General features: G+C 72.7%; 24 protein-coding genes. 16 read left to right on the top strand and 8 right to left on the bottom strand.

Annotated elements, in window-relative coordinates; translation table 11 throughout:
• Positions 1-1215, bottom strand: a complete 1215-nt coding sequence (locus DMA15_RS06315; protein WP_125511663.1) for an amino acid deaminase/aldolase — start codon at positions 1213-1215, stop codon at positions 1-3.
• Between the two features lie 171 nt (positions 1216-1386).
• On the opposite strand from DMA15_RS06315, the gene DMA15_RS37330 reads away from it, so the two are divergent.
• The 3 genes from DMA15_RS37330 to DMA15_RS06300 are packed head-to-tail and all read left to right on the top strand — an operon-like array spanning position 1387 to position 4848.
• On the top strand, positions 1387-2847 hold the full coding sequence (locus DMA15_RS37330) for a hypothetical protein (RefSeq protein ID WP_240659692.1): 1461 nt from the start codon (positions 1387-1389) through the stop codon (positions 2845-2847).
• Positions 2847-4094 (top strand): type VII secretion-associated serine protease mycosin, encoded by a 1248-nt coding sequence (gene mycP / locus DMA15_RS06305; protein ID WP_125511662.1) that lies wholly within the window; start codon positions 2847-2849, stop codon positions 4092-4094. Before DMA15_RS37330 ends, mycP begins: the two co-directional genes overlap by 1 nt.
• A 19-nt stretch (positions 4095-4113) precedes the next feature.
• Positions 4114-4848, top strand: a complete 735-nt coding sequence (locus DMA15_RS06300; protein ID WP_125511661.1) for an SseB family protein — start codon at positions 4114-4116, stop codon at positions 4846-4848.
• Between the two features lie 25 nt (positions 4849-4873).
• Here DMA15_RS06300 and DMA15_RS06295 read toward each other — a convergent pair whose 3' ends face one another.
• On the bottom strand, positions 4874-5251 hold the full coding sequence (locus DMA15_RS06295) for a DUF1844 domain-containing protein (RefSeq protein ID WP_125511660.1): 378 nt from the start codon (positions 5249-5251) through the stop codon (positions 4874-4876).
• A gap of 309 nt (positions 5252-5560) precedes the next feature.
• Between DMA15_RS06295 and infC the strand changes: the two genes are divergently transcribed.
• From infC to DMA15_RS06245, 10 genes are all read left to right on the top strand, one after another.
• Positions 5561-6307, top strand: a complete 747-nt coding sequence (infC, locus tag DMA15_RS06290; protein ID WP_125511659.1) for a translation initiation factor IF-3 — start codon at positions 5561-5563, stop codon at positions 6305-6307.
• Between the two features lie 106 nt (positions 6308-6413).
• Entirely contained in the window at positions 6414-6608 is a 195-nt protein-coding gene (rpmI, locus tag DMA15_RS06285; RefSeq protein ID WP_125511658.1) for a 50S ribosomal protein L35, read from the top strand.
• Between the two features lie 97 nt (positions 6609-6705).
• Entirely contained in the window at positions 6706-7089 is a 384-nt protein-coding gene (rplT, locus tag DMA15_RS06280) for a 50S ribosomal protein L20 (protein ID WP_125511657.1), read from the top strand.
• A gap of 191 nt (positions 7090-7280) precedes the next feature.
• The gene (locus DMA15_RS06275) at positions 7281-8126 is read left to right on the top strand and encodes an RNA methyltransferase (RefSeq protein WP_125511656.1); all 846 of its coding nucleotides are present in this window, start codon (positions 7281-7283) and stop codon (positions 8124-8126) included.
• Between the two features lie 38 nt (positions 8127-8164).
• Positions 8165-9307, top strand: coding sequence for an ATP-binding protein (locus DMA15_RS06270; RefSeq protein WP_125511655.1), 1143 nt, complete (start codon positions 8165-8167; stop codon positions 9305-9307).
• A 166-nt stretch (positions 9308-9473) separates the two neighbouring features.
• Positions 9474-10604 (top strand): phenylalanine--tRNA ligase subunit alpha, encoded by a 1131-nt coding sequence (gene pheS, locus DMA15_RS06265; protein WP_125511654.1) that lies wholly within the window; start codon positions 9474-9476, stop codon positions 10602-10604.
• Positions 10604-13114: a phenylalanine--tRNA ligase subunit beta gene (gene pheT, locus DMA15_RS06260; RefSeq protein WP_125511653.1), complete on the top strand. Its 2511-nt coding sequence runs from the start codon at positions 10604-10606 to the stop codon at positions 13112-13114. Before pheS ends, pheT begins: the two co-directional genes overlap by 1 nt.
• 380 nt (positions 13115-13494) lie before the next feature.
• Positions 13495-14532: a PP2C family protein-serine/threonine phosphatase gene (locus DMA15_RS06255; RefSeq protein WP_240660164.1), complete on the top strand. Its 1038-nt coding sequence runs from the start codon at positions 13495-13497 to the stop codon at positions 14530-14532.
• A gap of 276 nt (positions 14533-14808) precedes the next feature.
• Positions 14809-16158, top strand: a complete 1350-nt coding sequence (locus DMA15_RS06250) for a transcriptional regulator (RefSeq protein ID WP_125511651.1) — start codon at positions 14809-14811, stop codon at positions 16156-16158.
• Positions 16159-16232: 74 nt separating this feature from the next.
• Entirely contained in the window at positions 16233-16775 is a 543-nt protein-coding gene (locus DMA15_RS06245; RefSeq protein ID WP_125511650.1) for an NUDIX hydrolase, read from the top strand.
• Here the strand turns inward: DMA15_RS06245 and DMA15_RS06240 are convergent.
• Both DMA15_RS06240 and DMA15_RS06235 read right to left on the bottom strand, forming a co-directional pair.
• Positions 16772-17029: a hypothetical protein gene (locus DMA15_RS06240; RefSeq protein ID WP_125511649.1), complete on the bottom strand. Its 258-nt coding sequence runs from the start codon at positions 17027-17029 to the stop codon at positions 16772-16774. The genes DMA15_RS06245 and DMA15_RS06240 overlap by 4 nt on opposite strands.
• 196 nt (positions 17030-17225) lie before the next feature.
• On the bottom strand, positions 17226-18086 hold the full coding sequence (locus tag DMA15_RS06235) for a 3-hydroxybutyryl-CoA dehydrogenase (RefSeq protein WP_125511648.1): 861 nt from the start codon (positions 18084-18086) through the stop codon (positions 17226-17228).
• A 182-nt stretch (positions 18087-18268) separates the two neighbouring features.
• On the opposite strand from DMA15_RS06235, the gene DMA15_RS06230 reads away from it, so the two are divergent.
• Positions 18269-19504 carry a family 10 glycosylhydrolase gene (locus tag DMA15_RS06230; RefSeq protein WP_125511647.1) on the top strand — a complete coding sequence of 412 codons (1236 nt, stop codon included), beginning with the start codon at positions 18269-18271 and terminating at the stop codon, positions 19502-19504.
• A gap of 9 nt (positions 19505-19513) precedes the next feature.
• Here the strand turns inward: DMA15_RS06230 and DMA15_RS06225 are convergent, their stop codons facing one another.
• Both DMA15_RS06225 and DMA15_RS06220 read right to left on the bottom strand, forming a co-directional pair.
• On the bottom strand, positions 19514-19708 hold the full coding sequence (locus DMA15_RS06225; protein WP_125511646.1) for a DUF1918 domain-containing protein: 195 nt from the start codon (positions 19706-19708) through the stop codon (positions 19514-19516).
• 99 nt (positions 19709-19807) lie between these two features.
• Positions 19808-20797: a DMT family transporter gene (locus tag DMA15_RS06220; protein ID WP_125511645.1), complete on the bottom strand. Its 990-nt coding sequence runs from the start codon at positions 20795-20797 to the stop codon at positions 19808-19810.
• Here DMA15_RS06220 and DMA15_RS06215 point away from each other — a divergent pair.
• Both DMA15_RS06215 and DMA15_RS06210 read left to right on the top strand, forming a co-directional pair.
• On the top strand, positions 20796-22232 hold the full coding sequence (locus DMA15_RS06215; RefSeq protein WP_125511644.1) for a PLP-dependent aminotransferase family protein: 1437 nt from the start codon (positions 20796-20798) through the stop codon (positions 22230-22232). The two genes, DMA15_RS06220 and DMA15_RS06215, sit on opposite strands and share 2 nt — an antisense overlap.
• A gap of 69 nt (positions 22233-22301) precedes the next feature.
• Positions 22302-22739, top strand: a complete 438-nt coding sequence (locus DMA15_RS06210) for a GNAT family N-acetyltransferase (protein ID WP_125511643.1) — start codon at positions 22302-22304, stop codon at positions 22737-22739.
• Here DMA15_RS06210 and DMA15_RS06205 read toward each other — a convergent pair.
• Together DMA15_RS06205 and DMA15_RS06200 are read right to left on the bottom strand one after the other, a co-directional pair.
• The gene (locus DMA15_RS06205; protein ID WP_125511642.1) at positions 22690-23190 is read right to left on the bottom strand and encodes a DUF6314 family protein; all 501 of its coding nucleotides are present in this window, start codon (positions 23188-23190) and stop codon (positions 22690-22692) included. The genes DMA15_RS06210 and DMA15_RS06205 overlap by 50 nt on opposite strands.
• Positions 23191-23255: 65 nt before the next feature.
• Positions 23256-24245, bottom strand: a complete 990-nt coding sequence (locus tag DMA15_RS06200; RefSeq protein ID WP_125511641.1) for an aldo/keto reductase — start codon at positions 24243-24245, stop codon at positions 23256-23258.
• Between the last annotated feature and the right edge of the window lie 144 nt (positions 24246-24389).

Genomic DNA, 24389 nt, shown 5'->3' with positions numbered 1-24389 from the left:
TCAGAGGAAGGTGCGGCCCTCGCCCCGGTACGTCGGGACGCTCCCCGTCACCTTGTCGCCCTCCACCAGACGCAGCGTCTCGAACCGCTCGCACAGCTCCCCGGCCTTGGCGTGCCGGAACCACACCTTGTCGCCGATCGCCAGATCGTCCGCGGGCGGACCGTGCAGCGGCGTCTGCACCTCGCCCGCGCCCTCCTGGGGGTCGTACCGCAGCCCCTCGGGCAGATACGGGACCGGCGAGCGGTCGGGACCCGCGACCCCCGAGGCCGGATAGCCGCCGCCCAGCACCGTCACGGTCCCCGGACCCGGCCTGCGCACCACGGGCTGGGCGAAGAGCGCGGCCGGACGCCCGCTGAAGGACGTGTAGTTGTCGAAGAGCCGCGGCACGAAGAGCCCCGACCCCGCGGCGATCTCGGTCACCGCGCTCTCGGCCGCGGTGTGCTGCACGCTGCCCGTACCGCCGCCGTTCACGAACTCCAGGTCCGGCGCGAGGGCCCGCACCGCCGCGATCGTCCGCGCCCTTCGCTCCGCAAGCTCCTTGCGGGCGGCGGCCTGCATCATCCGGATCGCCCGCGAGCGCGCCGGATGCCCCTCGACCGCGTCGCCCACCCCCGCGACATGGCCTTCGTACGCCATCACGCCCACGAGTCTGAACCCGGGCCGCCGGACGATGGCGCGGGCCAGCGCGGCGACCTGCGCGGGGGAGTGCAGCGGCGAACGGAGCGCACCGATCCGTACGCGTCCGCCAAGCACCTGGAGGGAGGTGTCCAGCTCCAGACAGACCCGCACCTCTTCCGTGCCGCCGTCCCTCGCCTCGTCGATCAGCCGCAGCTGCGCCGGGTCGTCGACCATCACCGTCACGGCGGCGGCGAGCTTGGGGTCGGCGGTCAGCTCGGCGAAACCGGCGCGGTCGGCGGAGGGGTAGGCGAGCAGGACGTCGTCGAAGCCGGAGCGCGCGAGCCATACCGACTCGGCGAGGGTGAACGACATGATCCCGGCGAAGCCGTCGCGGGCCAGGACCCGTTCGAGCAGGGCCCGGCAGCGCACGGACTTGCTGGCGACGCGGATCGGCTTGCCCCCGGCCCGGCGCACGAGGTCGTCGGCGTTGGCGTCGAAAGCCGCCAGGTCGACGAGGGCGAGGGGCGCGTCGAGGTGTGCGGTGGCCCGGTCGTAACGGGCCCTGTCTGCGGCACGGTCTGCGGCACGGGCGGTCATGGCCGAAGCCTGCCAGACACGATTACCCGAGGGTAGGGGGATGATCCGGGCAGATCGCCCGGTGGCCTGGACTGGGTTCTCGTACGCCCCGCGTCTGCCCGTAGAGTGACGCGCACGGAGCCTCGCCGGGCCGAGCGTTCCGGCAGCCGGAGCGCGAGGAGACGGGGGAGCATGACCACGGAGGCGGGACGCACCCCGATCCCCCCGCGCCCCACCGCGCCGCCCCGCCCCGCGTCCCCTCCGGACGAGCCGCCGCCCGCGCCGTCCGCCCGCTTCCCCGACGTACGCCCCCCGGTGGACGACGACTGGCTCCTCGACGTCCCCCGCCCCACGGCATCCCCCGGCCACCCCGACCAGGCATCCCGAGTGGCGGACCTCCTGGCCCCCTTCACCGAGGCGGCCCGCGGCAGGCGCCGCACGACCACCGCTCCGGCACCGGGCGAGCCCACGGCGGACCCCTCACCCGCCCCCACCCTGGACTTGGGTGACGTATCAGTGCGCCCCGCCGAGGACGGCGAGGCCGGTCACACCGACGGTGACGCCCCACCGCCCCCACCCGCTTCCGCCCGCCTCCCCGACGCCCCGCCTTCGTCGCCAGGCTCCCTGCGCGGGTCCGCCACCGTGCCCTCGGACACGGGTGCCCTGGGCGTTCTCGGCGCGGATGACGTATCGCAGCACCTCGCCGAGGACGGCGAGGCCGGTCACACCGACACCGGAGCCCCGCCGCCCCCGCCCGCTTCCGCCCGTCTCCCCGACGCCCCGCCTTCGACCGCGGACTCCCCGCGCGGCTCCGACACCGACGAGCCGCCCCGGCCCCGCGCCGAGCGGCTCGTGTTCTTCGCGCGGCCCGCCGCGTACGACGACACCGCCACCACCCGACCGCGCCCCGCAGGCCGCGTGGCCGCCGCCGCGGCCTGCGTCGTTCTCGGGCTCGGGCTCATCGGAGGCGCCGTCACCGGGAGTTGGCTGACCGGGGAGTCGTCCGCCACCGGCGGCACCCGCAGCGCGTACGCCGTCACCGGCCGGCTCTGGCACAGCGTCCCCGTCGACCGGCTCTTCCCGGCCACCCTCAAGGGCGAGGGCGCGGGCCCCGGCGGCGCCGACCGCTCCTGGACCCGCGTCGCCGTCGCCCCCGACAGCGGCTGCGCGGCCGCCTTCGACCCGCTGCTGGCCAAGGCCCTCGCCCCGGCCGGCTGCCTGCGCCTGCTCCGCGCCACCTACACCGACGCCACCCGCAGCCATGTCACCACCGTGGGCCTGCTGTTCACCAAGGCGGACGCAGACGCCATGCGAGCGCTGCGGAACCGTTTCACGGAAGAGGGACTCGACCGGCGCCCCGACCTCATGCCGAGGCCGTACGCGGCCAAGGGCACGGCCGCCGAGCACTTCGGGGACGCCCAGCGCGCCTCCTGGACGGTCTCCGTACTGCCGGACGCGCCCGTCGTCGCGTACGCCGTATCCGGCTTCGCCGACGGCCGCGCCGTCACGGACCCCGAGCCCGCCACCGAGGCGATGGGCAGCAACACCGCCTCGGCGCCCGCCCAGTCAGGCCTCGGCCACGAGGCGAAGGGCATCGCCGACCGCGTCGAGCGAGGCCTGCGCAAGACCATCGCGAAGGCGGAGAAGGCGTGATGAGGAACCGCCGCCCGCCGAGGCCCCGTCGGACACTGGTCACCGCCGCGGTCGCCGCCGCGCTGACCCTCGTCGCCGCCGCCCCGGCCCACGCCGACGACGGCATCCGCGCCCAGCAGTGGGCCCTTGACGCCATGCGCACCGACCAGGTCTGGCAGACCACCAAGGGCAACGGCATCACCGTCGCCGTCCTGGACACCGGCATCGACGACCAGCACCCGGACCTCGCGGGCAGCGTCCTGGAGGGCAAGGACATGGTCGGCTTCGGCGCCCGCCGCGGCGACCGCCCCTGGGCCCGGCACGGCACCGCCATGGCCGGCATCATCGCGGGCCACGGACACGGCGTGGGCCGCGCCGACGGCGTACTCGGCATCGCGCCCGAAGCGAAGATCCTGCCGATCCGCGTGATCCTCGAAGACGGCGACCCCGCCCGCAAGAAGGCCCGCAACACCCGCGGCAACGCGCTCGCCGAAGGCATCCGCTGGGCCGCCGACCACGGCGCCGACGTCATCAACCTCTCCCTCGGCGACGACTCCAAGTCCGCCCACCCCGAACCCGCCGAGGACGCCGCGGTCCAGTACGCGCTCAAGAAGGGCGTCGCCGTCGTCGCCTCCGCGGGCAACGGCGGCGAGCGCGGCGACCACGTCTCCTACCCGGCCGCCTACCCCGGCGTGATCGCCGCGACGGCCGTCGACGAGAACGGCGACCGCGCCTCCTTCTCCACCCGCCGCTGGTACGCCACCGTCGCCGCGCCCGGCGACGACATCGTCATCGCCGACCCCGACCGCAAGTACTACGAGGGCTGGGGCACCAGCGCCGCCTCCGCCTTCGTCTCCGGCGCCGTCGCCCTGATCCGCGCCGCCCACCCGCGGCTCACGCCCGCGCAGATCAAGCAGCTCCTGGAGAACACCGCCCGCGACGCCCCGCCCGGCGGCCACGACGACTCCCGCGGCTTCGGCCTCATCGACCCGGCGGCCGCCCTCGCCCGCGCCGGCAAGCTCAAGCAGGACAAGCTCCGCCCGGCGGCGTACGGAGAGAAGTACTTCGGCCCGGGCCCCGACACGGCAGCGGCACACAGCGGCCCCGCCGCCTGGGTCGGACCCCTCGCGGGCGGCCTCGGCGTGGCCCTGCTCGCGGCCGGCATCTATCTGTGGCGCGGGCGGCGCGGCCCGCTGCCCGAGGCCGTGACCCAGCTCCTGGAGGGCAGGCGCGGCCCGCGAGAAAGGCGGCCCGGCGGCCCTCTGTAGGGTCGACACCGTGGCGAACATGGCGAACAAGAACATTCCCGACCCCGGCTTCTCCGACGACGACGGCACCGCCGATCCCCGGCTCGCCGCGGCGCTCACCGCCTGGTCGCAGGACCGGACGGCCCACGGCCCCGTACTCGAAGCTCTGGCCAAGGCCCGGCTGCTCGTCCCCGTCGTCGCCGTCCTCGGCGAGGTCGAGGAGGACGAGAACGGCCTCCGCCGCGAGAAGACCAGCGACATGGCCGTCCCCACGCTGAAGGCGGGCCACCGCAAGGCACTGCCCGCCTTCACCTCCATCGAGGCCCTCGCCCTGTGGGACCCGGCGGCCCGTCCCGTCGCCGTCCCCCTGCACCAGGCGCTCCAGGCCGCCGCCCACGAGCAGGCCGACACGATCGTCCTCGACCTCGCGGGCCCGGTCCCCTACGAGCTGGGCAGGGCCGCGCTGCTCGCCCTCGCCGAGGGCCGCGCGAGCGCCGACCCGCTCGCCGACCCCGCCGTCACCGGCGCGGTGCGCGCGGCCGTCGCCGCCGAACCCGCCGTGCTCCGCGCCCACCTCGGCCCTGGCAGCTCCGACGGCACCCTCGCCCTGGTCCTCGACCCGGCCGCCGACCCCGCCGAGGCCGCCCAGCGCGTGGCCCGCCGCATCGCCGCCGACGAAACACTGAGGGCCCGCCTGGTGCGCGGCCTCGACCTGGCACTTCTGCCGGCCGAGGCGACGCCACCGGGCGAGCCCCTCTACGTGCGTACGGCGTGACCGTACGCGCTCACGCCGTGCGGGCTCAGCCGAAGACCGGGCCCGTGTACTTCTCGCCCGGGCCCTGACCCGGCTCGTCCGCCACGATCGACGCCTCGCGGAACGCCAGCTGCAGCGACTTCAGGCCGTCGCGCAGCGGCGCCGCGTGGAAGGAGCTGATCTCCGTGGCGCTCGCGTCCATCAGACCGGCCAGCGAGTGGATCAGCTTGCGGGCCTCGTCGAGGTCCTTGTGGCCCTCGCCGCCCTCGGCGAGGCCGAGGTTGACCGCGGCGGCGCTCATCAGGTGGACCGCCACCGTGGTGATCACCTCGACCGCGGGCACGTCCGCGATGTCACGGGTCAAGGTGTCGAAGTCGGGGGAGTCGCCCATGGGGGACTCGGGGGTGGGGGTCGCGTCGCTCATGTCCCACACGATAAGCCGAGCACCGCGGCCACCGGTCCCCGGGAGCCGGTGGGCCCGCCGGTTCGCCCCGCCCCGGGGGAGCTGCTAACCTTGTGTAACGACCGGCCGGAGACCCGCGTGCCAACGCAAGGATCCGGCCCACAAGTGGAGGCTCCGATCTCCCACCTGGCCGCTCCCCGGAGCGGCGGGTCACCGGTCAGGCGACCGAAGCCCTGCGGCTTCGGGTCGCCCGATGTGCGCCCCGCGATCACCGCGGAGGTGCTCCGGTAGTACGTGGAGCCCCTTCTGTGATCGGTCGGGGCATTTTTTATGACCTCGCTCGGTTGGTCCAGAAACAGACGTAACGCGGCTGTCCGCCAGACGGTCGCGTGGTGCTACCGAGGAGGATCCATCAGCGCCGAGCCCCGCATCAACGACCGGATTCGCGTTCCCGAGGTGCGACTTGTCGGACCCAGCGGCGAGCAGGTCGGAATTGTTCCGCTTGCCAAGGCCCTGGAACTTGCGCAGGAGTACGACCTCGACCTGGTCGAGGTGGCGGCTACCGCCCGTCCGCCCGTGTGCAAGCTCATGGACTACGGGAAGTTCAAGTACGAGTCGGCCATGAAGGCCCGTGAAGCGCGCAAGAACCAGGCGCACACGGTCATCAAGGAGATGAAGCTCCGGCCGAAGATCGACCCGCACGACTATGACACCAAGAAGGGTCACGTCGTCCGGTTCCTCAAGCAGGGCGACAAGGTCAAGATCACGATCATGTTCCGTGGTCGCGAGCAGTCCCGCCCCGAGCTGGGTTTCCGACTGCTGCAGCGCCTCGCTTCGGACGTCGAGGACCTCGGGTTCATCGAGTCGAACCCGAAGCAGGACGGCCGAAACATGATCATGGTTCTCGGTCCGCACAAGAAGAAGACCGAGGCGATGGCCGAGGCCCGTGAGGCCCAGGCGGCCCGCAAGGCGGACGCGAAGGCCAACCCTGGTCGCTCGCAGAACTCCGCCGAGGGGGACGAAGAGCCTTCCGAGGCTCCCGCCGAGGCCCCGGCCGAGGCTCCTGCCGAGGCCTGATCCTCCGGGCGCAAGCCCAGAGGGTGCCAACTGACACATATGGTTCCCGGATGCCCGGTTTCACGACCGGGCATCGGAGTGCCACTGACGAGGAGAGAACGGCGCTATGCCGAAGAACAAGACGCACAGCGGTGCCAGCAAGCGCTTCAAGATCACCGGCTCCGGCAAGGTGCTCCGTGAGCGCGCCGGCAAGCGCCACCTGCTCGAGCGCAAGTCGTCCACCCTGACGCGTCGCCTCACCGGCAACGCCGAGATGGCCCCGGGCGACGCCAAGAAGATCAAGAAGCTTCTCGGCAAGTGAGCCGGGGCGCGCCCCGCGCGCCCGAGCTCTGACCGGGACCCAATCGAAACCGGGTCGTGTGAGTCCAACCCACGGCCCCGCTGCAAGGAGTTAACAAGTGGCACGCGTCAAGCGGGCAGTCAACGCCCACAAGAAGCGTCGGGCGATCCTCGAAGCCGCCAGCGGCTACCGCGGTCAGCGCTCGCGCCTGTACCGCAAGGCCAAGGAGCAGGTCACCCACTCCCTGGTCTACAACTACAACGACCGCAAGAAGCGCAAGGGCGACTTCCGTCGGCTGTGGATCCAGCGCATCAACGCCGCTGCCCGCGCCAACGGCATCACCTACAACCGCTTCATCCAGGGTCTGAACGCCGCCAACATCGAGGTGGACCGCAAGATCCTCGCGGAGCTGGCCGTCAACGACCAGAACGCGTTCGCCGCGCTGGTCGAGGTCGCGCAGAAGGCGCTGCCGTCGGACGTCAACGCGCCCAAGGCCGCGTGACGCTGCGCTGAGCTGAGCGTTGTTTCGGACCCGTAAGCCGCTTGGCTTACGGGTCCGCTTGCGTTCGGGCTCTCGTCTGCCCTCTTCTCTTGTCTGCCGTCCGCGGGCCGTGACCGGCTGGTCGCGCAGTTCCCCGCGCCCCTACGGGGCTCCTCTGCGGGGCGCCCGCATAGTTACCCGAAGGTGAGTTCATGACCGCCGCTCCCGAGTTGATCTCCTCCAAGTCGCCGCGCGTCAGCGCTGCTCGGCGGCTGGCCAAGCGGAATTTCCGGGGGAAGGAGCGGCTGTTCCTCGCCGAGGGGCCGCAGGCCGTGCGGGAGGCCGCCGGGCACGCGGAGACGCTCGTCGAGCTGTTCGCCACCGTCGACGCCGCCGAGCGCTACGCCGACATCGTGGGGGAGGCCCGTGCCGCCGGGGCCCGGGTGCACCTCGCCGACGAGGACGTCATCGCCGACATCTCGACGACCGTCACCCCGCAGGGGCTCGTCGGGGTCTGCCGGTTCCTCGACACGCCGTTCGAGGAGATCCTGGCCGCGCGGCCCAGGCTCGTCGCCGTCCTCGCCCATGTGCGTGACCCCGGCAACGCCGGGACCGTGCTGCGCTGCGCCGACGCCGCGGGCGCCGAGGCCGTGATCCTCACCGACGCCTCCGTCGACCTCTACAACCCCAAGTCGGTGCGCGCCTCGGTCGGCTCGCTCTTCCATCTGCCGGTCGCCGTCGGCGTCCCCGTGGAGCGGGCCGTACAGGGGCTGAAGGACGCGGGCGTACGCATCCTCGCCGCCGACGGGGCGGGCGAGGACGACCTCGACACGGAACTCGACAAGGGCACCATGGGCACCCCCACCGCCTGGGTCTTCGGCAACGAGGCATGGGGCCTGCCGGAGGAGACCCGCGCACTCGCCGACGCCGTGGTGCGTGTTCCGATCCACGGCAGAGCCGAGAGCCTCAATCTCGCGACGGCCGCGGCCGTGTGCCTCTATGCCTCCGCTCGTGCACAGCGCGCCGCCGGAGGGTGCCGCTCCGTCACATCGAGCTAGTAGGGTGACGGGCCAGTCCGAGAGGTGGGGTACGGGGAATGAGCGTCGGCACCAGCAGAGCACCGGGAGTAAGGGACATCGCCCGTGCTCGCACGGACCGTGGCGGTCCCGGTGATCCATGCGGCCTCGGGCTCGACCCCGACGAACTGCCCGACGGGCTCGTCGTCGCGGACGAGACGGGCCGGATCATCTGCTTCAACGCGGCCGCAGCGCGCATCACCGCCGTCCGCGCCGACGACGCCCTGGGCGCGCCCCTGGAGCGCGCCCTTCCGTTAGAGGACCTGGAAGGCCGCCGCTGGTGGCAGCTGACCGATCCCTACGGCGGCCTCGCCATCCGCGTCGGCCAGCCCGAGCGCAATCTGCTCCTGCCGGGCGGCCGCGAGGTCCTGGTCTCCGCCCGCTATCTGCGCACCACCCGCACCGGACCCGTACGCCGGGTCGTGGTCTGCCTCCGCGACACCGAGGCCCGCCGCCGCACCGAGCGCAGCCACGCCGAGCTGATCGCCACCGTCGCCCACGAGCTGCGCTCCCCCCTCACCTCCGTCAAGGGGTTCACGGCGACGCTGCTCGCCAAGTGGGAGCGGTTCACGGACGACCAGAAGAAGCTGATGCTGGAGACCGTCGACGCCGACGCCAACCGCGTCACCCGGCTCATCGCGGAGCTCCTGGACATCTCCCGCATCGACTCCGGACGGCTCGAACTGCGCCGCCAGCCCGTCGACATCGGCGCGGCCGTCGGCCGCCACATCCAGTCGTACGTCGCCTCCGGCCAGGACGCCGCCCGCTTCCTCGTGCGGCTCCAGCAGCCGCTGCCCGACCTCTGGGCGGACCCCGACAAGATCGACCAGGTGCTGAGCAACCTGCTGGAAAATGCGGTGCGGCACGGCGAGGGAACGGTCACCATCGATGTGGCGCCCGCCGCGTCCCCACGGGAGCGGGGCGGCGCCGAGACCGCCGTGACCGTGAGCGACGAGGGTTCCGGCATTCCGGAGGAGTCGATGGGTCGCGTCTTCACCCGCTTCTGGCGGGGCAGCAAGCGCGGCGGGACAGGACTGGGGCTGTACATCGTGAAGGGCATCGTGGAGGCGCACGGCGGGACCATCACGGTCGGCCGCGCGCCCGGTGGCGGTGCCGAGTTCCGATTTACGCTGCCCGTGGGGGCCCCGGCGTATCTCCAGTGAGTCCTTCGACTCCGCACGGTCCGCCCTGAGCAGCCCGCGGGCGCATTCGATCACCGCACCCCCGTTAGACTCGGTCGTTGGCACTTTGCGTCCCCAACCTTGGGACACTCCGTCTCCGATTCGTCGACGGGGACCATCCGCCAGCCAACCGGAAGCACGGGAAGAGATGTCGGCACCGAACAAGTCGTACGACCCTGTCGAGGTCGAGGCACTGAAACCTGAAGAGATCGAGCGCATGCGGGACGAGGCGCTCGCCGCCTTCGCGGCCGCGGACTCCCTCGACGCGCTCCAGGAGGCCAAGGTCGCGCACACCGGCGGCACCTCGCCGCTGGCCCTCGCCAACCGCGAGATCGGCGCGCTGCCCCCGCAGGCCAAGGCCGAGGCGGGCAAGCGCGTCGGCATGGCGCGCGGCGCCGTCAGCAAGGCGCTGGCCGCCCGCCAGAGCGAGCTGGAGGCCGAGCGCGACGCCCGTGTCCTGGTCGAGGAGGCGGTGGACGTCACGCTGCCGTACGACCGCACGGCCGCCGGCGCCCGCCACCCGCTGACCACGATGATGGAGCGCGTCGCCGACGTCTTCGTCTCGATGGGCTACGAGGTCGCCGAGGGCCCCGAGGTCGAGGCGGAGTGGTTCAACTTCGACGCCCTGAACTTCACGCCCGACCACCCGGCCCGGCAGATGCAGGACACGTTCTTCGTCCAGGGCCCCGAGGGCAAGACGGGCGACGAGTCCGGTGTCGTACTGCGTACGCACACCTCCCCGGTGCAGGCGCGCGCGCTGCTCGAGCGCCGCGAGCCGCCCGTCTACATCGTCTGCCCCGGCCGTGTGTACCGCACGGACGAGCTGGACGCGACGCACACCCCGGTCTTCCACCAGATCGAGCTGCTCGCCGTCGACGAGGGCCTGACCATGGCCGACCTGAAGGGCACCCTCGACCACATGGTCCAGGCGCTCTTCGGCCCGGACATGAAGACGCGGCTGCGGCCGAACTACTTCCCGTTCACCGAGCCGTCCGCCGAGATGGACATGGTGTGCTACGTCTGCCGCGGCGAGTCCGTCGGCAACCCCGACCGCCCCTGCCGCACCTGCGGCAGCGAGGGCTGGATTGAGCTGGGCGGCTGCGGCATGGTCAACCCCAAGGTGCTGACCGCCTGCGGTGTCGACCCCCAGAAGTACAGCGGATTCGCCTTCGGGTTCGGCATCGAGCGGATGCTGATGTTCCGCCACAACGTCGAAGACATGCGAGACATGGTCGAGGGTGACGTCCGGTTCACCCGGCCGTTCGGGATGGAGATCTGATGCGGGTCCCGCTTTCCTGGCTGCGGGAGTACGTGGATCTCCCCGCCACCGAGACCGGCCGTGACGTGCAGGCCAAGCTGATCGAGGTCGGCCTCGAGGTCGAGACCGTCGAACAGCTCGGCGGGGGCCTCAAGGGCCCGCTCGTCGTGGGCAAGGTCCTCACCATCGAGGAGCTGGAGGGCTTCAAGAAGCCCATCCGCTTCTGCACCGTCGACGTCGGCACCGCCAACGGCACCGGCGAACCGCAGGAGATCGTCTGCGGCGCCCGCAACTTCGCCGTCGGCGACAAGGTCGTCGTGGTCCTGCCCGGCGCCGTCCTGCCCGGCGACTTCGCGATCGCCGCGCGCAAGACGTACGGCAAGACCTCGCACGGCATGATCTGCTCCGGCGACGAGCTGGGCATGGGCGACGACGGCAGCGGCGGCATCATCGTGCTGCCGCCCGAGCACGAGGTCGGCACCGACGCCATCGAGCTGCTCGAACTGGTCGACGAGGTCCTGGACATCGCCGTCACCCCCGACCGCGGCTACGCCCTGTCGATGCGCGGCGTCGCCCGCGAGACCGCCATCGCGTACGGCCTGCCGCTGCGCGACCCGGCGCTCCTCGACGTGCCCGCGCCGAACTCCTTCGGCTACCCCGTCAAGATCAGCGACCCGCTCGGCTGCGACCGCTTCACCGCGCGCACCGTCACCGGCCTCCAGCCCGAGGCCCGCTCGCCGATCTGGCTCAAGCGGCGCCTCCAGAAGGCCGGGATGCGCCCCATCTCGCTCACCGTCGACATCGCGAACTACGTGATGCTGGAGCTGGGCCAGCCCCTGCACACGTACGACCGCTCCCAGATCCAGGGGACGATCGGCGTGCGCCGGGCCGAGCAGGGCGAGAAGCTCACGACGCTCGACGGCGCCAAGCGCGTCCTCGACGCCGAGGACCTCGTCATCACCGACGACCGCGGGCCCATCGGCCTCGCGGGCGTCATGGGCGGCGCCAACACCGAGATCGCCGACCACGACGCCGAGAGCGGCACCACCGACGTCGTGATCGAGGCCGCGCACTTCGACGCGCTCTCCGTCGCCCGCACCGCGCGCCGCCACAAGCTGGGCTCCGAGGCCGCCAAGCGCTACGAGCGCGGCGTCGACCCGCAGGCCGCGTCGGCCGCCGCCCAGCGGACCGTCGACCTGCTCGTGCTGCTCGCGGGCGGCACCGCCGAGGCCGGCGTCACGGAGATCATCGCCCCCACCGCGCCGCGCACGATCACCATGCCCGCCGATCACCCCGACAAGGTCGCCGGTGTGACCTACGGCCGCGAGACCGTCGTACGCCGCCTCCAGCAGGTCGGCTGCGACGTGTACGGCCAGGACGACCTGACGGTCACCGTGCCGTCGTGGCGCCCCGACCTCGCGGAGCCGAACGACCTCGCCGAAGAGGTCATCCGCCTCGAGGGGTACGAGAACCTCCCCTCGACCCTGCCGAAGCCCCCCGCGGGCCGCGGCCTGACCGAGCGGCAGCGCCTGCACCGCCGGGTCGGGCGGGCGCTGGCCGGTGCCGGGTACGTCGAGGCGCTGAGCTACCCCTTCATCGGGGAGAACGTCTTCGACCAGCTCGGCCTGGAGGCGGACGACCCGAACCGCCGCGTGGTCGAGCTCGTCAACCCGCTCTCCGACGAGGAGCCCGCCCTCCGTACGACGCTGCTGCCGGGGCTGCTCTCGGCCCTGCGTCGCAACGACGGACGCGGCTCGCACGACCTGGCCCTCTTCGAGACCGGCCTCGTCTTCCACCCGCGGGATGAGCTGAAGGTCGCGGTGCGGCTGCCCGTCGACCGGCGCCCCACCGACGAGGAGATCGCCTCCCTCACCGAGGCGCTGCCCGTCCAGCCCCGGCACGCCGCCGTCGTCCTCGCGGGCGCCCGCGAGCAGGCCGGCTGGTGGGGCAAGGGCCGCCCGGCCGACTGGGCGGACGCCGTCGAGGCGGCGCGCACCCTGGCCCGCGAGGCCGGTGCCGAACTCATCGTCGACCAGGGGCAGTACGGCCCCTGGCACCCGGGCCGCTGCGCGGAGCTGAAGGTCGTCATCGACGGCGACATCGTCTCCGTCGGGCACGCCGGTGAGCTGCACCCGCGCGTCGTCAAGGCGTTCGGGCTGCCCGCCCGCACCTGCGCGATGGAGCTCGACCTCGACCGTCTCGAGCAGGCCGGCGAAGGCGTGCTGCGAGCACCCCGGATCTCGGCGTTCCCGGTGGCCACCCAGGACGTCGCGCTCGTCGTCGACAAGGAGGTGCCGGCCGCCGTGGTCGAGTACTACCTGACCGGCGGCGCGGGTGACCTGCTGGAGTCCATCCGGCTGTTCGATGTCTTCGAGGGCGAGCAGATCGGCGCCGGCAAGAAGTCCCTGGCGTACGCGCTGCGCTTCCGCGCCGCCGATCGCACGCTCACCGTCGACGAGGCCTCGGCGGCCCGCGACGCGGCCGTCGCCCTGGCGGCCGAGCGCACGGGCGCGGTGCTCCGCGGAGCGTAGTCACCGTCCGCAGGCGACAACAGGCGCACCTTGAGGCGCACAGAGGGGCTCATCCGGATCATCGGATGAGCCCCTCACTCGTTAGGGTGACAACTGGCTTCACCCTGGCCCTATCGGGTCACTCGGTCGACAGAATCAATCCGGCCGTAGGGGTCGGCCTGCGCGCTGAACGGGGCCTTAGGGGGGCCGTCGGCATGATCCATACCAAGGCTGGGGCTCCCCGCCGGACATTGTTCGTGGCAAGGCTGCGGGGCGGCGGTCCCAGAGACCGCCGTCGGCAGCGGCTCGTCCGTCTCAGAGCGGCCCGAGCCGTGCCCCGGCCGCTTCCCCGCCTGGAGCGCAAGCCCTACCGCCGCGCGCTGACGCTGGGCCTGCCCACGGTGTGGGGCGCCGTCGCCATCACCTACAAACTGGCCTGCCCGCTCGCCCAGCAGGACGGCATGGGCGCGCGGATCGTCAGCAGCGCGGTCTTCTTCGCCGTCGGGACCGGGCTCGTCGTGCACGTCCGCAGGGCGCTGCTGCGGGAGCTGCGGCAGATCCGCGAGGTCGCGGGCGCCGCTCAGAACGTCCTGCTGAGACCGCTGCCGCCGCGCACCGAAGGCCTCGCTGTCGCCGCCGGACGGCTCTCCGCCTCGCGCGGCGCCTCCGTCGGCGGCGATCTGTACGAGGTCGCCGCCACCGAGTACGGCGTCCGGGTCGTCATGGGTGACGTCCGGGGCCACGGCCTCGCCGCCCTCGCGACCGTCGCCGCCGTCCTCGGCAGCTTCCGCGAGGCCGCCCACGACGAGCCCGAACTGCCGCTGGTCATGCGCCGGTTGGAGCGGGCACTGGCGCGGCACCTGCGGGAGCGGTCACGCGCAGAGCACCCCGCGAACGGCGGGGCGGCCCCGGAGAGCCCGCTGGCCGAGGAGTTCGTCACCGTACTGCTCCTGGAGATCGGCCAGGAGGGCCAGCTCTCCGCGGTCAACTGCGGCCACCCCTGGCCCTTTCTGCTGAGCGGCCAGGCCCGGCCGCTGACCGACGCCGATCCGCTGCCGCCGCTCGGCCCCTTTCCGCTCCCCGCCGAACTGCCCGTGCTGCACTGCGGACGGCTGCTGCCCGGCGAGTCGATCGTCCTGCACACGGACGGCATGGAGGACGCCCGCGACGCGGCGGGGGAGTTCTTCCCGCTCCAGGCCACGCTCACCGAGGCCGCCCGCGTCCAGCCGGTGTCACCGCAGAACCTCATCCGCGTGGTCTACGCCGAACTCCTGCGCCACACCGGGCGGTTGCCGACCGATGACGCGGCGCTGCTCGTCCTGCGCAACGACCGAAGGAGGGTCCCCGCCCAGCACCCGGAACCGGAGCGCCCGGAGTCGGAGACCCCGGAGCCGGAGCCAGAACCGGAGCCCGAGCGGCATGCCCGCACCATGAGCTGACGCCCCGTCGCGGCGGGCGGACCGGTACGCGCCGCCCGCCCCGCCATGGAGTTGTCGGGCAGACGGCGGGACGGGCGGCACCGGCGAGGGCCGCCGCACTGAATGAGGGGGGAGCCGGCGGCCCGCCGGCCTCCTCGACTGGCGAGGCACCCCAGTCAAGCGAGCCCACACGGTACGCGGCAGAGCGCACACCCCCCGGATTCGAGCACTCCGTTCACACCCCGTGTGAAGGCACCTCCACTACCCTGAACAGCACCGAGCCACCGGAGGGCATTCATGCAGCCCAACACCTTGCTCGACGCGATCCTCGACGAAGCGGGCATCTCGCACGCGGGACTTGCCGCACATGTGAACCAGGCCGGGAAGTCCAGAGGCCTCGCGCTGCGCTACGAACACACCGCCGTCTCCCGCTGGTTGAAGGGCCAGCGCCCGCGCGGCCAGGTGCCCGATCTGATCTGCGAGGTGCTCGCAGCCCGGCTCCAGAGGCCCGTCACCCTCGACGACATCGGCCTCGGGCTGCCCGGTGTCCCCGCCGCCCACGTCGGCTCGGCCTCCTCGACCCTCTCCGGTTTCGTGGAGCGGGCCACCGCCCTGTGGCGCTCGGACGAACAGCAACGCCCCCATCTGCTGGGCGCGCCCGCGGTCACCGGCACGCCCGCGGTGATGCCGGTCTGGGAGTGGGAGAACCCGCCCGAGGACGTGGACGTGTCCCGCGGCGGACGCCACCCCGTCAGCACCGCCGACCTGGAGATGATGCGCGCCGCCCGCGCGCACTACGAGCAGATGTACCGCAAGACCGGGGGCATCGCGACCCGCACCCGCATCGTCGGCTTCCTCAACGCGGAGGCCGCGCCGCTGCTTCGGGGCAGCTACACCGACGAGCTGGGCCGCCAACTCCACCGCTGCACCGGCGGGTTGGTGGCCATAGCCGGGATCTGCGCCTACGACTCCGACGCGCACGGCCTCGCCCAGCGCTACTTCCACCAGGCGCTGCGGCTGGCGAAGGCCAGTGGGGACAGGGGACTTGGGGCGTACGTCATCGCTCTCCTCGTCAACCAGTCGCTGTTCATGCGCGAGTACCGCCAGGCCGTGGCGTTCGCCGAGGCGGCGCTGCGGGCCGCGGGCCGGGACCTCACCCCGGCGCTCGCGTCCGATCTGTACGCGATGCAGGCCAAGGCGTACGCACACCTGGGCGACGGCAGGAGCGCGCTCTCCTGCATCCGGCGTGCGGAGGCCGCCGCCGAGCGGATCCTGCGGGGCCGTGAGCCGGACGAGACGGGTTATGTCCAGCCCGGCCTCGTCAACGTACAAGTGGCGGAGGCCCTGCTCAGCCTCGGCGATCTGGCCGGGGCTCGCGAGCACGCGGCGGCGGCCGTGGACACTCCGGCGCACGACCGGGGCCGGGTCCACCGGCTCGCCATGCTCAGCCAGATCGACCTGCGTCAGGGCAACACCGACGAGGCGGTGGCCACCGCGGTGGAGATGGCGGAGCAGGCACGGGGGATGGAGTCGCAGCGGCTGCGCGACCGGCTGCGCGCGGTGCGCGAGCACCTGGTCCGCAGCGACTGCGCGGGCACGGCCGAGGCGGCCGAACTCATCGACGGGGCGCTGCGCGTGCCGCTGTGACCCCCTGACGCCCACTGCTCCGCGGTTCGCCCTGCTGCGATATTGCCATCTACTCGGCGGAAGGTGGCAGAACCGTGCAGTGGACGAAACAGAGTGAACAAACTGTGTATGGAAATCGGTGGTTCACCGTCAATCTCGCAGACGTCGAACTACCCGACGGCCGGCATCTGGACCACTTCCTCATACGGATGCGGCCCGTGGCCGTGGCCACCGTCGTCAACGACGCCAACGAAGTGCTGCTGCTGTGGCGGCACCGCTTCATCACCGACAGCTGGGGCTGGGAGCTCGCGGCGGGCGTCGTCGAGGACGGCGAGGACATCGCGTACGCGGCGGCACGCGAGATGGAGGAGGAGACCGGCTGGCGGCCGGGCCCGCTGCGGCACCTGATGAGCGTCGAGCCCTCCAACGGGCTCACCGACGCCAGGCACCACATCTACTGGTCCGACGAAGGGAAATACGTCGGCCATCCCGAGGACGACTTCGAGTCGGACCGCCGCGAGTGGGTCCCTCTCAAGCTCGTCCCCGACATGGTGGCCCGCGGGGAGGTCCCGGCCGCCAACATGGCCGCGGCGCTCCTCCTCCTGCACCATCTGCGCCTCGGCCAGGACGCGCGCTAGTGGCCGAGGGCCTGCCAGACCGCCACGGCGAGCGCCGCGACCGCCGCGAGAGCGACGATCGTGGGCAGTGGCCAGCGCGTGTGTTCCAAGGCGGTGACCCGGGTCTGCAGGGCCTCCACGTTCTTGGCGGTCTGCTGGTCGTGCTGCGTCAGCAACGCCAGCCGTCCGTCGACGCGGGCCAGGCCCACGTCCAGGCTACGGCGTAGCTCCGCGAGTTCTTCCGGGACCACGGCACTCTCGCCATCGGTGGTCACGAGTCCACTCCTCTCTGTAGTGGCGCGTCCCCCCTTCTTCCGCACCGGCAGTCAACTCGCCTGGTGGGCAAGGCGGGAGAGTGTGCGATGGGCATATGCGAGCCTCCCGCGCACACGGTGTGCGAACGCCGCGGGCCCGGCACTCGAAGGAGTGCCGGGCCCGCCGTGCGGAGCGTTTCGTACGGGCGAAATCCCGTCAGGAGTACGGGTAGAAGCCCGAGCCGGTCTTCCGGCCGAGGCGGCCCGCGTCGACCATCCGCTGGAGCAGCGGGGGAGCGGCGTACAGCGGCTCCTTGTACTCGGCGTACATGGAGTCGGCGACCGAGGCGACGGTGTCCAGACCGATGAGGTCGGCGAGCTTGAGCGGACCCATCGGGTGGGCGCAGCCCATCTCCATGCCGTTGTCGATGTCCTCGCGGCTCGCGATGCCCGACTCGAACATCCGGATGGCGGAGAGCAGATACGGGATGAGCAGCGCGTTGACCACGAAGCCCGAGCGGTCCTGGGCGCGGATCGCGTGCTTGCCGAGGACCTTCTCGACCATGACCTGCGCCCGGCTGATGGTGCCCTCGGACGTGGTCAGCGCCGGGATCAGCTCGACGAGCTGCTGCACCGGCGCCGGGTTGAAGAAGTGGATGCCGATGACCTGGTCGGGACGCGAGGTCGCGACGGCCAGCTTCACCAGCGGGATGGAGGAGGTGTTGGAGGCGAGGATCGCGTCCTGCCGGGTCACCACCTGGTCGAGAACCTGGAAGATCTCGGTCTTGACCTGCTCGTTCTCCACCACGGCCTCGATGACCAGGTCACGGTCGGCGAATTCGCCGAGGTCGGTGGTGAAGCTCAGGCGGGCCAGCGTCGCGTCGCGCTCCTCCTCGGAGATCTTGCCGCGCTCGGCGGCCTTGGAGAGCGAGTTGTACAGCCGCGTGCGGCCGATCTCCAGGGCCTCGCCGGTGGTCTCCGCGACCTTCACATCCAGTCCGGAGCGGGCGCAGACCTCTGCGATTCCGGCGCCCATCTGGCCACAGCCCACCACTCCGACGCGTGCGATATCGGTCATGGAGTCGGTCACCTCGTGCCTTTCGCTGATCAACAGGGCGGGCAGGGTCCCCCGTATGGATGCGGTCCCTGCCTCGGCCGTGAACGTTACTCCGCAACCGGGGGTCCATGGCGTGCCGGGTCGGGCATGCTGACGGCAACCCGGCGAAGGGCGCCGGACACAGCGAGCTGAGGGGCGTACAGATGAGGCGTATGTCACGTCGGAGTTTCTCGGTGGTGGCCGCGGCGACGGTCGCGGGGCTGGCGACGGCGGGGGACGCGGGGGCGGCACCCGACCGGCGCCGGAAGAAGGAGCGCGAGCTGCGGGGCATGTGGCTGGCGACGGTGGTCAACCGCGACTGGCCCTCCAAGCCGGGGCTGACCGCGCAGCAGCAGCGCGGCGAGCTGATGACCTTTCTGGACTCCGCGGTGAACCGCAGACTGAACGCGGTCGTCTTCCAGGTGCGGCCCACCGCGGACGCGCTGTGGCCCTCGCGGTACGAGCCGTGGTCGGAGTACCTGACCGGCGTGCAGGGCAAGGACCCGGGCTGGGACCCGCTGGGCACCGCGGTGAAGGAGGCGCACCGCAGGGGCCTGGAGCTGCACGCGTGGTTCAACCCCTTCCGGATCGCCACCCACACCGACCCCTCACGGCTGATCGCCACGCACCCCGCGCGCCTGCACCCCGACTGGGTCGTGCCGTACGGCGGGAAGCTCTACTACAACCCGGGCCTGCCCGAGGTGCGGCGCTTCGTGCAGGACGCGATGCTCGACGCGGTCCGCCGCTACCCGATCGACGCGGTGCACTGGGACGACTACTTCTACCCGTATCCCGTCGCGGGCCAGACCTTCGACGACGACGAGGCCTTCGCGCGCTACGGCGGCGGCTTCCCGGACCGCGCGTCCTGGCGGCGCGACAACATCGACCGGCTGGTGCGCGAGATGTCCGCCCGGATCAAGAAGACCCGGGGGCGCACCCAGTTCGGCATCAGCCCCTTCGCGGTCTGGCGCAACATCGCGACCGACCCGACCGGCTCGGACACCCGGGCCGGCGTGCAGACGTACGACGATCTGTACGCGGACACGCGCGGCTGGGTGAAGAAGGGCTGGCTCGACTACATCGTGCCGCAGGTGTACTGGAACATCGGCTTCCCCGCCGCGGACTACGCCAAGCTGATCCCGTGGTGGAACGACGTCGTGCGCGGCACGGGCGTACGCCTGTACATCGGTGAGGCGCTGTACAAGGCGGGCGACCCGGCGCAGCCCGCGGCCTGGCAGGACCCCGCGGAGCTGTCCCGCCACCTCACCTACGCCGAGGGCTTCCGAGAGGTGCGCGGGCACATCTACTTCTCGGCGAAGGAGGTCGGCGTCGACAAGATCGGCGCGATGGCGCGGGTGGTCGCCGACCACTACCAGGAGCCGGCGAAGCCGCCGCGCTGAGTGCCTTGGCTAGTTCGCCGGGTCCTGGTGCTGTACGACGGTGTCGGGGCCCGGTGACATCAGCGTCTCGTGGCCGTCCTCGAACCGGACGCGGTACGGCGGGCCGCCGTCCGCGCCCAGGACCTCGACGACCTCGGCGATCCGGTCGTGCTGCCCGACGACCCTGCCGTGCAGCACCAGCTTGTCACCCGCGGTTGCGCGCATGTGGAGGCTCCCTCGTCCCGCTCTGCGGTCGCGTTCCGTGGCCGTCAGTCTACGACGGGTGGTGGCTGTTGGCCCCTGGCCGGACGGGCACCGGCTCGGTCAGCCACGGGCCCGCTGGGTGACCGCGATGCAGACGAGCACGGCGGCCGCCGTGAGGGGCGCCGCGACGGGCAGGTGCTCGCCGAGCAGGAAGACCGACCAGACCAGCGTCAGGAGCGGCTGGGCGAGCTGGAGCTGGCTGGCCTTGGGGACGCCGATGGCCGCCATGCCGCGGTACCAGACGACCAGGCCGAGGAATTGCGAGCCGATCGCGGAGTAGAGCAGGCCCGCCGTGCTGTGGCCGGTGAGCTGGAAGGACTCGTGCTGGAGGGCGATGACCGCGCCGACGGCGTTGAGCGGCAGGCAGAGCATCAGACCCCAGCCGATGACCTGCCAGCCGGGCATCTCGCGGGCCAGCCGGCCGCCCTCGGTGTACCCGGCCGCGCAGATCAGGAGCGCGCCGAAGAGGTAGAGGTCGGCGGCCGACAGGGCGCCCCCGCTCTGCTGCACGGTGAACGCGATGACCGCGGTGGCCCCGGTGAGCGCCGCCGCCCAGAACATGCGCGAGGGCCGCGCGCCCGTGCGCAGCGCCGACAGGACGGCGGTCGTCAGCGGGAGCAGGCCGACGACCACGGCGGCGTGCGCGGTGGTGGAGGTCTGCAGGGCCAGCGTGGTGAGCAGCGGGAAGCCGACGACGACACCGGCGCCGACCACCGCGAGCCCCGCCCAGTGGCGGCGGTGCGGGACCGGGACGCGCAGGGCGAGCAGGCAGCCGCCCGCGATGAGGGCGCTGAGCGCGCCGCGCAGGGTCACCAGGCTCCAGGGGCCGATGCCGTCCAGGCCCCAGGCGGTGGCGGGGAAGGTGAGCGAGAAGGCGGTGACGCCGAGGGCGGCCAGCAGGGTGCCGGTGCGGCGGGAGCCGTGCGGGGCGGACGCGGCGGGCGCGGACGCGGCGGGCGCTGGGGGCGCGGCAGGGGTGGGCGTGGCCGGGGCGGGGGCTTCGCTGACCGCTATCCGCTTCGGGCGAGTAGCGCTATCCTGTGCTGTCATGCATGACAGTAGCAGCGTGGGCGAACTGGCGAAACAGCTGCGGGGCGAGCTTGACCGCTACTCTCTGGGCGGAAAGCTGCCGTCGAGCCGGTCGCTCGTCGAGCGGTTCAGGGTAAGTCCGGTGACCGTGTCGCGGGCCCTGGGGCAGCTGGCCGCCGAGGGCCTCGTCGTCACCCGGCCCGGTGCCGGGGTCTTCCGCGCCGAGCCGTCGGCGCCCGCCGCGCCCGCCGGGGACACCTCGTGGCAGGAGGTGTCGCTGAGCGCCGACGCGGCGGCGGAGCTGGTGCCGCGCGCGGTCGACGCGTCCGGCGTGCTCGCCACCCTCGCCGCGCCACCGCCGGGCGTCATCGAGTTCAACGGCGGCTACCTCGACCCCGCGCTCCAGCCCGAGCGCGCCATGGCCGCGGCGCTCGCGCGGGCGGGCCGGCGTCCTGGCGCGTGGGGGCGGCCGCCGGTCGACGGCCTTCCGGAGCTGCGGGAGTGGTTCGCGCGAGGGGTGGGCGGGGCGATCACCGCCGCCGAGGTGCTGATCACGGCGGGCGGGCAGAGCGCGCTGACGACGGCGCTGCGGGCGCTCGCCCCGCCCGGGGCGCCGGTGCTCGTCGAGTCGCCCACCTACCCCGGCATGCTGGCCATCGCCCGCGCGGCGGGGATGCGCCCGGTGCCGGTGCCGGTCGACACGGACGGGGTGCGCCCGCAGCTCCTGAAGGCCGCGTTCCGCGCGACGGGCGCCCGGGTCTTCGTCTGCCAGCCGCTCTTCCAGAACCCCACGGGGGCGGTGCTCTCCGCCGAGCGCCGCCCCGAGGTGCTGCGGATCGCCCGGGAGGCGGGGGCGTTCGTCATCGAGGACGACTTCGTGCGCCGCCTCGTCCACGAGGACGCCGGACCGCTGCCGCGGCCGCTCGCCGCCGACGACCAGGACGGCGTCGTCGTGCACGTCTGCTCACTCACCAAGGCGACCTCGCCGAGCTTCCGGGTGAGCGCCCTCGCAGCCCGCGGACCGGTCCTGGAGCGGCTCCGCGCCATCCAGGTCGTCGACCACTTCTTCGTGCCGAGGCCGTTGCAGGAGGCGGCGCTCGAACTGGTCGGCTCCCCGGCCTGGCCGCGCCATCTGCGGGCGGTGTCGGGGGAGTTGAAGGTGCGCAGGGACGCGATGGCCGCGGCGCTGCGGCTGCGCCTGCCGGAGGTCGCGATGCCGCACATCCCCGCGGGCGGCTACAACCTGTGGGTGCGGCTGCCCGACGGCACGGACGAGACGGCGCTGGCCTCGGCGGCCCTGCGCGCGGGCGTCGCCGTGGCCCCCGGCCGCCCGTACTTCGCCGCGGAGCCCCCGGCGGCGTACGTCCGGCTGAGCTTCGCGGCGGTCGCCGGGGTGGGGGAGATCGGCGAGGGGGTGCGCCGGCTGCGCGAGGCCTGCGACGAGGTGTGGGGGTAGCCGGACGCCCCCGTCCCACCAGGCGAAACACGCTCGACTCCGCGCGGGCGCTTTTGGCAGGGTCGGGGAATGAACGACAGTGTCACGCTCCACGGTGAGTACGAGATCTCGGCCGACCCCGCCCGCATCGACGCGGCCCGCGTCCACGAGTGGCTGTCCACGGACGCCTACTGGGCCCTCGGCCGATCCCGCGCCAAGCAGGACGCGGCGATCGCGGGGTCGCTGAACTTCGGTGCGTACGAAGGGGGTTCGGGGGAGCAGGTCGCGTATGCCCGCGTGGTGACCGACCGGGCGACCTTCGCCTGGCTCTGCGATGTGTACGTCACCCCGGCCGCGCGCGGCACGGGCCTTGGCACCGCGCTCGTCGACGCGGTCCGCGCGCACCTGGAGCCGTTCGGCCTGCGCCGCGTGCTCCTCGCCACGGCCGACGCGCACGGGGTCTACGAGAAGGTGGGCTTCAAGGTTCTGGAGACTGCGGACAAGTGGATGGCGCTGGGCGAGCAGTGACGCGTACCCGTACATAGTCCGTGACGAGCAGCAGGTCCTTGGCGGGGCCGCCCACCCGCCACCGGGCGCGCCAGCGGTCCGCGTCGTACACCTCGAACTCGCCGCGGTAGAGATCCGCCGAGCAGGGGTGGTCCGCGCTGTGGCGGCCGGAGCGCAGGTCGAGGTCGTGGAAGAAGCGGCCGTCGGCGAACTCCACGCGGGCCGTGCCCGGTATGGCACCGGGCAGGAACCGCAGGGTGCGCTCGGCGGGGCGCGCGGTGCCGCGCCAGGTGAAGACGCCGGACTCCTGGTGGAGGAGCCCGCCCTCGTCCGGGGCGGGCAGCGGCGAGAAGAGCGTCGTACCGGAGAAGCTGCCCTCGGACCCGTCGGCGAGGTCGCGGACCGTGCGGGTCACGCGCCACTCGCCCGCGAGATGGGCCAGGACCTCCGGTACGGGGTGCGGGAAGGGCATACCAGCAGGCTACGTGGGCCGGCGGCGTGCCGTTCCCCGGCTTACCTGTCCCGGGCGGCCGGCCCCTACTTGTCGACCACCGACATGCTGCCCTCGTCGTACCGCGTGCCCGCCACCCCGTCCGCGGGCGCCGCCGCGCCGATCGCCGCGAGGTCGTCGGCGGACAGCTCGATCGTGGCGGCGGCGACGTTCTCCTCCAGGTACTTCTCGCGGCGCGTGCCGGGGATCGGTACGACGTCGTCGCCGCGGTGCTGCACCCAGGCGAGCGCGAGCTGCCCTGCGGTGACGCCCTTCTCGGCGGCGAGCGCGTTCAGGGCGTCCACGATGGACAGGTTCCGCTCCAGGTTGCCGTCGGCGAAGCGGGGCTGGGTGCGCCGCAGATCGTTCTCGGAGAGCCCGTCGAGCGAGGTGTAGCGGCCGGTGAGGAAGCCGCGCCCGAGCGGCGAGAACGGCACGAGGCCGATGCCGAGCTCCCGGCAGACCGGCGCGATCTCCGGCTCCAGGTCCCTGGTCCACAGCGACCACTCGCTCTGCAGCGCGGCGATCGGATGCACGGCGTGCGCCCGGCGGATCGTGCGCGCGCCGGCCTCGGAGAGCCCGAGGTGGCGCACCTTGCCCGCCGCGACCAGCTCGGCCATCGCGCCGACGGTCTCCTCGATCGGTACGGTCTTGTCGACCCGGTGCACGTAGTACAGGTCGATGTGGTCGACCCCGAGCCGCCGCAGGGAGGCGTCGCATGCCTGGTGTACGTAGGCGGCGTCGCCCCGGATGTGCAGCGGCTCGCCGAGGGCGTTGGCGAAGCCGAACTTCGTGGCGATGACGGCCTGTTCGCGGCGCGGGCCCGCGAGGGCGCGGCCTATCAGCTCCTCGTTGTGGCCGTTGCCGTAGAAGTCGGAGGTGTCGAGCAGGGTGACGCCGAGGTCGAGGGCGCGGTGGATCGTCGCGATCGACTGGGTGTCGTCCGACGCGCCGTAGGCGTGGCTCATCCCCATGCATCCGAGCCCCTGCGCGGAGACCGTCAGCGCGCCGAGCCGGCGGGTGGGAAGGCTGGTCATGGTGGTACCTCCTGGCTGGTGCTCCGTGGTCGTTCCTGACCTTAGGAGTTGGAGCGGACTCCAGGTCAAGGCGGCGGAGCGGCGGGGCCTGTACGGGGGTTCTCCCCAGGGGCCTTGGGCCCACTGGCCCGATGGCCGGCCCGC

The organism is Streptomyces sp. WAC 01529 (assembly GCF_003945545.1).
Classification (GTDB): Bacteria; Actinomycetota; Actinomycetes; order Streptomycetales; family Streptomycetaceae; genus Streptomyces; species Streptomyces anatolicus.
The sequence above is the reverse complement of the archived record's forward strand: the minus strand, read 5'-3'. Positions and strand labels throughout refer to the sequence as shown.

Excerpts from the sequence above, each read along its gene's own strand:
- DMA15_RS06315 (WP_125511663.1), bottom strand. The coding sequence starts at position 1,215 with ATGACCGCCCGTGCCGCAGACCGTGCCGCAGACAGGGCCCGTTACGAC.
- DMA15_RS37330 (WP_240659692.1), top strand. The coding sequence starts at position 1,387 with ATGACCACGGAGGCGGGACGCACCCCGATCCCCCCGCGCCCCACCGCG.
- mycP (WP_125511662.1), top strand. The coding sequence starts at position 2,847 with ATGAGGAACCGCCGCCCGCCGAGGCCCCGTCGGACACTGGTCACCGCC.
- DMA15_RS06300 (WP_125511661.1), top strand. The coding sequence starts at position 4,114 with ATGGCGAACAAGAACATTCCCGACCCCGGCTTCTCCGACGACGACGGC.
- DMA15_RS06295 (WP_125511660.1), bottom strand. The coding sequence starts at position 5,251 with ATGAGCGACGCGACCCCCACCCCCGAGTCCCCCATGGGCGACTCCCCC.
- infC (WP_125511659.1), top strand. The coding sequence starts at position 5,561 with ATGACCTCGCTCGGTTGGTCCAGAAACAGACGTAACGCGGCTGTCCGC.
- rpmI (WP_125511658.1), top strand. The coding sequence starts at position 6,414 with ATGCCGAAGAACAAGACGCACAGCGGTGCCAGCAAGCGCTTCAAGATC.
- DMA15_RS06275 (WP_125511656.1), top strand. The coding sequence starts at position 7,281 with ATGACCGCCGCTCCCGAGTTGATCTCCTCCAAGTCGCCGCGCGTCAGC.
- DMA15_RS06270 (WP_125511655.1), top strand. The coding sequence starts at position 8,165 with ATGAGCGTCGGCACCAGCAGAGCACCGGGAGTAAGGGACATCGCCCGT.
- pheS (WP_125511654.1), top strand. The coding sequence starts at position 9,474 with ATGTCGGCACCGAACAAGTCGTACGACCCTGTCGAGGTCGAGGCACTG.
- pheT (WP_125511653.1), top strand. The coding sequence starts at position 10,604 with ATGCGGGTCCCGCTTTCCTGGCTGCGGGAGTACGTGGATCTCCCCGCC.
- DMA15_RS06250 (WP_125511651.1), top strand. The coding sequence starts at position 14,809 with ATGCAGCCCAACACCTTGCTCGACGCGATCCTCGACGAAGCGGGCATC.
- DMA15_RS06235 (WP_125511648.1), bottom strand. The coding sequence starts at position 18,086 with ATGACCGATATCGCACGCGTCGGAGTGGTGGGCTGTGGCCAGATGGGC.
- DMA15_RS06230 (WP_125511647.1), top strand. The coding sequence starts at position 18,269 with ATGAGGCGTATGTCACGTCGGAGTTTCTCGGTGGTGGCCGCGGCGACG.
- DMA15_RS06225 (WP_125511646.1), bottom strand. The coding sequence starts at position 19,708 with ATGCGCGCAACCGCGGGTGACAAGCTGGTGCTGCACGGCAGGGTCGTC.
- DMA15_RS06215 (WP_125511644.1), top strand. The coding sequence starts at position 20,796 with ATGCATGACAGTAGCAGCGTGGGCGAACTGGCGAAACAGCTGCGGGGC.
- DMA15_RS06220 (WP_125511645.1), bottom strand. The coding sequence starts at position 20,797 with ATGACAGCACAGGATAGCGCTACTCGCCCGAAGCGGATAGCGGTCAGC.
- DMA15_RS06210 (WP_125511643.1), top strand. The coding sequence starts at position 22,302 with ATGAACGACAGTGTCACGCTCCACGGTGAGTACGAGATCTCGGCCGAC.
- DMA15_RS06205 (WP_125511642.1), bottom strand. The coding sequence starts at position 23,190 with ATGCCCTTCCCGCACCCCGTACCGGAGGTCCTGGCCCATCTCGCGGGC.
- DMA15_RS06200 (WP_125511641.1), bottom strand. The coding sequence starts at position 24,245 with ATGACCAGCCTTCCCACCCGCCGGCTCGGCGCGCTGACGGTCTCCGCG.